Source organism: Streptomyces sp. NRRL S-495, from assembly GCF_000966955.1.
In the GTDB taxonomy this organism is placed as follows: Bacteria; Actinomycetota; Actinomycetes; order Streptomycetales; family Streptomycetaceae; genus Kitasatospora; species Kitasatospora purpeofusca.
In genome coordinates this window covers 1-6,348 of sequence record NZ_JZWY01000582.1, presented here as the reverse complement: position 1 = coordinate 6,348, position 6,348 = coordinate 1, and the positions used below count along the sequence as shown (strand labels likewise).

The 6,348-nt window shown below is 70.0% G+C and carries 2 protein-coding genes; both read right to left on the bottom strand.

Annotated elements, in window-relative coordinates; all coding sequences use genetic code 11:
• Positions 1-33: 33 nt before the first annotated feature.
• Positions 34-4,980 (bottom strand): NAD-glutamate dehydrogenase, encoded by a 4,947-nt coding sequence (locus VR45_RS27820; protein WP_045942600.1) that lies wholly within the window; start codon positions 4,978-4,980, stop codon positions 34-36.
• Between the two features lie 333 nt (positions 4,981-5,313).
• On the bottom strand, positions 5,314-6,348 hold a 1,035-nt coding region (locus VR45_RS27815; RefSeq protein WP_045942599.1), incomplete at its 5' end, for an aldehyde dehydrogenase family protein.

Below are 6,348 nucleotides of genomic sequence, written 5' to 3'. Positions count from 1 at the left end.
ACGCGGGCCCGCCGTTGAACTGCGACAGCTTCGTCAGCGCATCGAACCCGTGCGGAGCAGGGTCCGGATGACGCGCATCGCGACCGAGAGGCTGGACAGCTCGTAGTTGTCCGAACCCCTTATGTCGTCGAGGGTGCTCTTGGCGCGGTTCAGCAGGGTCGCGTTGAGCTCCGCCCAGGCGGTGTACCGCTCCTCGGGGGTGGCGCCCTCGGGGCCGCAGGCCAGGATGTCGGCGGTCAGCGCCGCGTGGGCCGCGAAGAGGTCCTCGCGGATGGCGGCGCGGGCCATGGACGACCAGCGGTCGACGCGGGGCAGCTCGATGATGCGGTCGAGCAGGTGGGTGATCTGCAGCCGGTCGGCGAGGTCGTAGTAGAGCTCGGCGACCTGGGCGACGTCCTTGCCGGACCGGTCCGCGACCTCGGTGATGTCCAGGGTCGGGAAGGTCGAGGACAGGCCCGCGATCCGGGTGGCGAGCTGCTCCGGCACACCGGCGCCGGCGAGCTCCCCGTAGACGTGCTCGAACCAGGCCAGGTCCTCGCCGCGCAGCGGCTTGGGCAGCGAGCCCCACACCTGGTTGACCCGGTCGTGGAAGAACTCGATGGTGCCGGCGATGTCCAGCGGCTGGCGCCGGTTGTTGAGCATCCACCGGGTGGCGCGCTCGACCAGACGGCGCGAGTGCAGCCGCATCTTGGTCTGTGCCCGGGCCGGGACCCGGTTGTCCAGGCCCTCGATCTCGGACCAGATCTCCTCCAGGCCGAAGACGGCCCGGGCGGCGGTGTGGGTGCGGGCGACCTCTTCGTAGGTCGCGCCGGTCTCCTCCTTCAGCCGGAAGGCGAAGGTGCAGCCACCGCGGTTGATCGTGTCGTTGACGATCAGCGTGGTGATGATCTCGCGGCGCAGCGGGTGCCGGTCGATCTGCTCGGCGAACCGGGCCCGCAGCGCGCTGGGGAAGTACTCGTGCAGCGCGGTGCGGAAGAACGGGTCGTCGGGCAGGTCGGTGGCGAGCAGCTCGTCGGCCAGGGTGATCTTGGTGTAGGCGAGCAGCACCGACATCTCGGGCTGGGACAGGCCCCGGCCGTTCTGCTGGCGCTCGCGGATCTGCCGCTCGGTGGGCAGGAACTCCAGGCCCCGGTCGAGCTGGCCGCCCGACTCCAGCCGGTTGATCATCCGGGAGTGGACGTTGACCATGCTGTGCGCCTGGGCGACCGCGTTGGCCAGCACCACGTTCTGCGCGTAGTTGTTGCGCAGGACGAGGTGGCCGACCTCGTCGGTCATCTCGGCGAGCAGGGTGTTGCGCTGCTTGACCGTCATGTCGCCGTCGGCGACCACCTGGTTGAGCAGGATCTTGATGTTGACCTCGTGGTCCGAGGTGTCCACACCGGCCGAGTTGTCGATGGCGTCGGTGTTGATCCAGCCGCCGGCGCTCTCCGGGCCGCCGGAGGCCGCGTACTCGATGCGGCCGAGCTGGGTGCAGCCGAGGTTGCCGCCCTCGCCGACGACGCGGGCGCGGACCTGCTCGCCGTTGACCCGGATGGCGTCGTTGGCCTTGTCGCCGACCTCGGCGTTGGTCTCGGTGGAGGCCTTGACGTAGGTGCCGATGCCGCCGTTCCAGAACAGGTCGACCGGCGCCTGGAGGATGGCCTTCATCAGCTCGGCGGGGGTGAGCCGGGTGTCGGAGACGCCCAGTGCGGCCCGGACCTGCGCGGTGAGCTGGATCGACTTGGCGCTGCGCGGGAAGATCCCGCCGCCGGCCGAGATCAGCGACCGGTCGTAGTCGTCCCAGGAGCTGCGGGGCAGCTCGAACAGGCGGCGGCGCTCGGCGTACGAGGAGGCCGCCTCCGGGTTCGGGTCCAGGAAGATGTGGCGGTGGTCGAAGGCGGCGACCAGGCGGATGTGCTCACTGAGCAGCATGCCGTTGCCGAAGACGTCACCGGACATGTCGCCGATGCCGATGACGGTGAAGTCCTCGGACTGGGTGTCGACGCCGAGCTCGCGGAAGTTGCGCTTGACGGACTCCCAGGCGCCGCGGGCGGTGATGCCCATGCCCTTGTGGTCGTAGCCGGCCGAGCCGCCGGAGGCGAACGCGTCGCCCAGCCAGAAGCCGTAGGACTCGGCGACACCGTTGGCGATGTCGGAGAAGGTCGCGGTGCCCTTGTCGGCGGCGACGACCAGGTAGGTGTCGTCCTCGTCGTGGCGGACCACGTCGGCCGGGTGGACGACCTCGCCGCCGACCAGGTTGTCGGTGATGTCCAGCAGCGCCGAGATGAAGGTCTTGTAGGACGAGACGCCCTCGGCCAGCCAGGCGTCACGGTCCACCGACGGGTCCGGCAGCTGCTTGGCGACGAAGCCGCCCTTGGCGCCGACCGGCACGATGACGGTGTTCTTCACCATCTGCGCCTTGACCAGGCCGAGGATCTCGGTGCGGAAGTCCTCGCGCCGGTCGGACCAGCGCAGACCGCCGCGGGCGACCTTGCCGAAGCGCAGGTGCACGCCCTCGACCTGCGGCGAGTAGACCCAGATCTCGAACGCCGGGCGCGGGGCCGGCAGGTCCGGGATGGCCTTCGGGTCGAACTTCATCGACACGTAGGAGTGCCACGCGCCGGTGCCGTCGTGCTGGAAGAAGTTGGTCCGCAGGGTGGCCTTGATGAGGTGCAGGAAGGAGCGCAGGATGCGGTCCTCGTCCAGCGAGACGACCTCGTCCAGCGCGCCGTCCAGCTCCTCCAGGATGCCCTCGGTCAGCTCCAGCGCGCCCTGCTGGTGGCTGGGGCTCAGCCGGGCCTCGAAGAGGTTCACCAGCAGGCGGGTGGTGTGGGTGTTGTTGCGGAGCGCGTCCTCCATGTAGTCCTGGGAGAACGTGGAGCCCGCCTGGCGCAGGTACTTGGCGTACGCGCGCAGCATCATCGCCTGGCGCCAGGTCAGCCCGGCGGTCAGGACGAGGTCGTTGAAGCCGTCGTTCTCGGCCTTGCCGGTCCAGGTGGCGGCGAAGGTCTCCTGGAAGCGGTCGCGGGCCTCGTCGGTCAGCTCGACGGCCTCGCGCAGCCGCAGGCCGAAGTCGTACACCCAGGCGGTGGTGTGGTCGGAGCGGGTCAGCGCGTACGGGTGCTCGTCGAGCACCTCGACGCCCAGCCGCTGGAGGACCGGCAGCACCTCGGTGAGCGAGATCGGGCCGCCCACCCGGTAGATCTTGAAGCGGCGCTCGTCGTCGCCGGCGCCGACCGGCTGGTAGAGGTTCAGCCGGAAGTCGCCCTCGCCGTGCAGCGACTCGATCTGCTTGAGGTCCGCGACCGCGGTGCGCGCGGTGAAGTCCGCGCGGTACCCGTCGGGGAAGGCGTTGCCGTACTTGCGGGAGAGCTCGGCGGCCTTCTCCTCGCCCAGCTCGACGTGCAGCTGGTCGTTGAACCCGTCCATCCAGAACCGGGCGGCCTCGGCCAGCTTGGCCTCGATCCGCTCGATCTCGGCGTCCGTGAGGTGCGGCAGCTCGCTGCCGGGGGTGACCCGGACGACGAAGTGCAGTCGGGTCAGCACCGACTCCGTCGACCAGACCGTGTAGTCGATCGAGGCGCCGTTGAGCTCCTGCATCAGGATGTCCATGAGGCGCAGCCGGATGCGGGTGGTGTAGCGGTCGCGCGGCAGGTAGACCAGCGCGGAGAAGTAGCGCCCGTACTCGTCCTGGCGCAGGAAGAGCCGCAGCCGGCGGCGCTCCTGGAGGTAGAGCACGCTGGTGGCGATCGCCAGCAGCTCGTCGGCCGGGGTCTGGAAGATCTCGTCCCGGGGGAAGGTCTCCAGGATCTGCAGCAGGTCGCGGCCGTCGTGGCTCTCGGTGGAGAAGCCGGAGTCGACGATGACGTCCTGGACCTTGCGGCGGACGACCGGGATGCGGTTGACCGACTCGGTGTAGGCGGCGGCCGAGAACAGGCCGAGGAAGCGGCGCTCGCCGATGACCTCGCCGTTGGCGTCGAACTTCTTCACGCCGACGTAGTCGAGGTAGGACGGGCGGTGCACGGTCGCCCGGCTGTTGGCCTTGGTGAGGACGAGCAGCTTCTTCTCGTGGGCCTTGGCGCGCACCGGCGCGGACAGCCGGCCGAAGGCCTCGCTGACGGCGTGGTGCTGGTCGTCGTGGCCGATCGGGTCGGAGCGCAGGATGCCGAGGCCGGTCCCGGCGACGGCCTTGAGGACCTCCTCGCCCTCGTGCTCGACCAGGTCGTACTCGCGGTAGCCGAGGAAGGTGAAGTGGTCGTCGGCGAGCCAGCGCATGAGCTCCCAGGCCTCGCCGACCTCCTGCTCGGGCAGGCCGGCCGGGGGCTGCTCGGCGAGCTCGTCGGCCAGACGCAGCGCGGAGTCGCGCATCTTGGTCCAGTCCTCGACGACCTCGCGGACGTCGCCGAGCACCCGGCGCAGGTCGGTCTCGATCTCGCGCAGGTCGTCGCGGTCGGTCTCGCGGTCGACCTCGATGTGCATCCACGACTCGACGGTCGCGTCGGCCGGCCACTCGGTGCCGGCGGCCTGGCTGCGGGCGCAGGCGTCGACGTCGAGGATCTCCAGCAGCTTGCCGGTGATGTCGCGGCGGACGACCAGCTGGGGGTGGATGACGATGTGGATCGCGCGGTCCTGGCGGGACAGCTCGTTGGTCACGGAGTCGACCAGGAACGGCATGTCGTCCGTCACAACCTCGACCACGGTGTGGCCGCAGGACCAGCCGTTCTCCTCGACCGAGGGGGTGTGCACCCGCACCTCGGCGGTGCCCTGGGGGCGCTTGAGGCCCAGGCGGTAGTGCGAGGCGGCGGCGCCGTAGACGTCGACCGGGTCGCGGTCGACCAGGTCCTCGGGCGCCGTGTGGAGGTAGTAGTGGTGCAGGTACGCGGACAGAGCGCCGTTGCTCAGTCCCTCCCCCGGCGCCGCTCCCCCCACCTGGCTGTTCTCAGCGGCTGCTGCTGCCTTCCTGAGCAGTTCGGCCTTGGCTGCGTCCAGCTTGGTCTGCATGACTTCTTGGCTCCTGTCGCGCGCCGTTGCGTGACTCGGTGGTGGTCTCGGTGTCCACCGCCGGGGTCTTCCGCAATCCTGCCGCACCATCCAGCTGAAAAGGCCCCATGGCACGCATGGAACACCTCTGCAGCGGGTAGGACGCAACGTTCGGCCTGCGGAGCCACCCGACGACGCCAGCCAGCCTAACGGGATCAATCGAAGGTGTCAGGGGACAAGCAGGCGCAAACCTGCAGGAAGATCGGGCCGTCCTGGACAGCTTGTCCAATCAGCCTGCCGGTTTGCGCCGAAAGCCGGAAGTTCGTGCGGAGCACGTGTGCGGACCGTCGGCATTCAGCCCATGTGCGGGTGAACGTACGTGGTCGGCGGCACGAACGTCTCCTTGATCGACCTCGCCGAGGTCCAGCGCAGCAGGTTCTGCGGTGCGCCCGCCTTGTCGTTGGTGCCGGACGCCCGGCCGCCGCCGAACGGCTGCTGGCCCACCACGGCGCCGGTCGGCTTGTCGTTGATGTAGAAGTTCCCGGCCGCGAACCGCAGCGCCTCCAGGGCCTGCGCGATCGCGTAGCGGTCCTGGGCGACCACCGCGCCGGTCAGCCCGTACGGGGCGCCCGCGTCGACCCGGCCGAGCACGTCGTCCCAGCGGGAGTCCTCGTAGACGTGGACGGCCAGGATCGGGCCGAAGTACTCGGTGCGGAACATCTCGTTGCGGTGGTCCGAGGAGACCAGCACGGTCGGGCGGACGAACCAGCCGATCGCGTCGTCGTACTGGCCGCCGGCCACCAGCTCCACCGTCGGGTCGGCCTTGGCCCGCTCGATCGCGTCCCGGTTCCGTTCGAACGCGCGCCGGTCGATCAGCGCGCCCATGAAGTTCGACAGGTCGGTGACGTCGCCGACGGCCAGCGCGTCCACCTCGGCGAGCAGGTCGTCCTTGATCCGCTGCCAGAGGCTGCGCGGCAGGTACGCGCGGGAGAGCGCCGAGCACTTCTGGCCCTGGTACTCGAAGGCGCCCCGGATCAGCGCCGCCTTGAGGATCTCCGGATCGGCCGAGCGGTGCGCCAGCAGGAAGTCCTTGCCGCCGGTCTCGCCGACGATCCGGGGGTAGCTGCGGTAGCCGCCGATGTTGGCGCCGATCGTCTGCCAGAGCGACTGGAAGGTCGCGGTGGAACCCGTGAAGTGCAGCCCGGCCAGGGCCGGGTCCGCCAGTGCCACCGCGGACAGCTGCTGCCCGTCACCGGTGACCAGGTTGATCACCCCCGGCGGCAGCCCGGCCGCCTCCAGCAGCCGCATCAGGTGGTACGCGGCCAGCGTCTGGGTCGGCGCCGGCTTCCACACCACGGTGTTGCCCATCAGCGCCGGCGCGGTCGGCAG

Excerpts from the sequence above, each read along its gene's own strand:
- VR45_RS27820 (WP_045942600.1), bottom strand. The coding sequence starts at position 4,980 with ATGCAGACCAAGCTGGACGCAGCCAAGGCCGAACTGCTCAGGAAGGCA.